At 75.3% G+C, this 2,537-nt stretch carries 4 protein-coding genes; all 4 read left to right on the plus strand.

From position 1 onward, the window contains the following. A partial coding sequence (locus tag AC51EU_RS29480) for an FAD-dependent oxidoreductase (RefSeq protein ID WP_496270151.1) occupies positions 1-516 on the plus strand: 516 nt, incomplete at its 5' end. After that, positions 513-728 carry a sulfur carrier protein ThiS gene (gene thiS, locus AC51EU_RS29485; RefSeq protein WP_496270152.1) on the plus strand — a complete coding sequence of 72 codons (216 nt, stop codon included), beginning with the start codon at positions 513-515 and terminating at the stop codon, positions 726-728. The genes AC51EU_RS29480 and thiS, both read left to right, overlap by 4 nt. A 2-nt stretch (positions 729-730) precedes the next feature. After that, positions 731-1,525, plus strand: a complete 795-nt coding sequence (locus AC51EU_RS29490; protein ID WP_496270153.1) for a thiazole synthase — start codon at positions 731-733, stop codon at positions 1,523-1,525. A 124-nt stretch (positions 1,526-1,649) separates the two neighbouring features. Continuing rightward, positions 1,650-2,537 (plus strand): protein kinase domain-containing protein (locus AC51EU_RS29495; RefSeq protein WP_496270154.1); only part of this gene is annotated, 888 nt, incomplete at its 3' end.

Here is a 2,537-nt window from a genome sequence, read left to right on the forward strand (position 1 = left end):
GAGGCGGTGCGGCCCCCGGTGCGCCCGGTGAAGGGGCAGGTGCTGCGACTGCGGATGCCGGCGCCGCCCGCGGGCGGCGACCCGTTCCTGTCGCGCACCGTACGGGCCGTGGTGCGCGGCGGCCCGCTCTATCTGGTGCCGCGTACCAACGGCGAGCTGGTGGTGGGCGCCACCAGCGAGGAGCTGGGCTGGGACACCACGGTGACCGCGGGCGGTGTGTACGAGCTGCTGCGGGACGCGCACGAGCTGGTGCCGGGCATCACCGAACTGCCGCTGGTGGAGAGCCGCGCGGGGCTGCGTCCGGGCTCTCCCGACAACGCCCCGCTGCTCGGGCCGACCGCGCTGCCCGGTCTGCTGCTGGCGACCGGCCACCACCGCAACGGGGTGCTGCTGACGCCGGTCACCGGTGACGTGATGGCCGAGGTGCTGGCCACCGGGCGGCTGCCCGAGGAGGCCCGTCCGTTCTCCCCCGCCCGTTTCTCCCCGTCCCCCGTCCTTGAGGAGCTTCCCGCATGAGTGAGTCCACCGTTTCCGTGTCCGTCAACGGCCGGGCGCGGGAGTTCCCGCGCGGGCTGACCCTCGACCGGGTGGTGGCGACGTTGTCGCGGGCCCCGGGCGGGGTGGCGGCCGCGGTCAACGAGACCGTGGTGCCGCGCGGCCGGTGGGCCGCCACGGCGCTCGCGGACGGCGACCGTGTCGAGGTGCTCACCGCGGTCCAGGGAGGCTGACGATGGCGGACGATCTTTTCACCCTCGCGGGGACCACGTTCTCCTCCCGGCTGATCATGGGGACGGGCGGGGCGCCCAGCCTCGATGTCCTGGAGCGGGCGCTGCTGGCGTCCGGGACGGAGATGACGACGGTCGCCATGCGGCGGCTCGACCCCACCGTCCAGGGGTCGGTGCTGTCCGTGCTGGAGCGGCACGGCATCCGGGTGCTGCCGAACACCGCGGGCTGTTTCACCGCGGGCGAGGCGGTGCTCACGGCCCGGCTGGCGCGGGAGGCGCTGGGCACCGACTGGGTCAAGCTGGAGGTCGTCGCGGACGAGCGGACCCTGCTGCCCGATCCGGTGGAGCTGCTGGAGGCGGCGGAGACGCTGGTGGACGACGGGTTCACGGTGCTGCCGTACACCAACGACGACCCGGTGCTGGCGCGCCGCCTGGAGGACGTGGGGTGCGCCGCGATCCTGCCGCTGGGCTCGCCGATCGGCTCCGGTCTGGGCATCCGCAATCCGCACAACTTCCAGCTGATCACCGAGCGGGCGCAGGTCCCGGTGGTGCTCGACGCCGGGGCCGGTACGGCGTCGGACGCGGCGCTCGCGATGGAGCTGGGGTGCTCCGCCGTGATGCTGGCGTCGGCGGTGACGCGGGCGCAGGAGCCGGAGCTGATGGCGGCGGCGATGCGGCACGCGGTGGAGGCCGGGCGGCTGGCGCACCGGGCGGGGCGCATCCCGCGCCGCCACTTCGCGCTGGCGTCGTCCCCGGTGGACGGGGTCGCGGAGCTGGACCCGGAGCGGCCCGCCTTCTGACGGGCGGCGCGGCCGGGGCCCCGTGCGCCCGGTCGCGCGCCCCGGTCACCGTTCGGTCGCGGTCGGGCCGGTGCGCTCCGCGGGGCGGTGGGCGGCCGGGTGTGTCCTCGTAGACTCGTCTGTCGTGGATACGACCCTCCAGGACCCGCTTGTCGGTCGGCTGCTCGACGGCCGCTACCGCGTCCGGGCCCGCATCGCCTCGGGCGGCATGGCCACGGTGTACCGGGCCGTGGACACCCGGCTCGACCGCGTGCTCGCGCTGAAGGTGATGCACCCGGACCTCGCCACCGACGACGCGTTCGTCGACCGGTTCATCCGGGAGGCCAAGTCGGCCGCCCTGCTCTCGCACCCGAACGTGGTGGGCGTCTTCGACCAGGGGACGGACGGGACGTACGTGTATCTGGCGATGGAGTACGTCGCCGGGTGCACCCTGCGGGACGTGCTGCGCGAGCGGGGCGCCCTCCAGCCGCGGGCCGCGCTGGACATACTGGAGCCGATCCTGGCCGCCCTGGGGGCCGCGCACCGCGCCGGTCTGGTGCACCGCGACATGAAGCCCGAGAACGTGCTGATCGGGGACGACGGGCGGGTCAAGGTCGCCGACTTCGGCCTGGTGCGGGCGGTCGGCACGCGGACCACCGCCACCACGGGCGCGGTGCTGGGGACGGTGTCCTATCTGGCGCCGGAGCAGATCGAGGAGGGCGTGGCCGACGCGCGGGTGGACGTCTACGCCTGCGGGGTCGTGCTCTACGAGATGCTCACCGGCGCCAAGCCGCACGCCGGGGGCACCGCGGCGCAGATCCTCTACCAGCATCTGCACGAGGACGTCCGGCCGCCGTCGCGGAGTGTTCCGGGGCTGGCCCGGGAGCTGGACGCGCTGGTGGCGGGGGCCACCGCCCGCGATCCGGGGCGGCGGCCGCAGGACGCGGTGGCGCTGCTGGCCCGTGCCCGTACGGCCCGGCTGAGCCTGTCGGACGCGCAGTTGGACGCGGTGCCGCCGCGGGCGCAGGCACGG

This window comes from Candidatus Streptomyces philanthi (assembly GCF_059553635.1).

Coding starts and splice junctions, on each gene's coding strand:
- AC51EU_RS29490 (WP_496270153.1), top strand. CDS start 731: ATGGCGGACGATCTTTTCACCCTCGCGGGGACCACGTTCTCCTCCCGG.
- thiS (WP_496270152.1), top strand. CDS start 513: ATGAGTGAGTCCACCGTTTCCGTGTCCGTCAACGGCCGGGCGCGGGAG.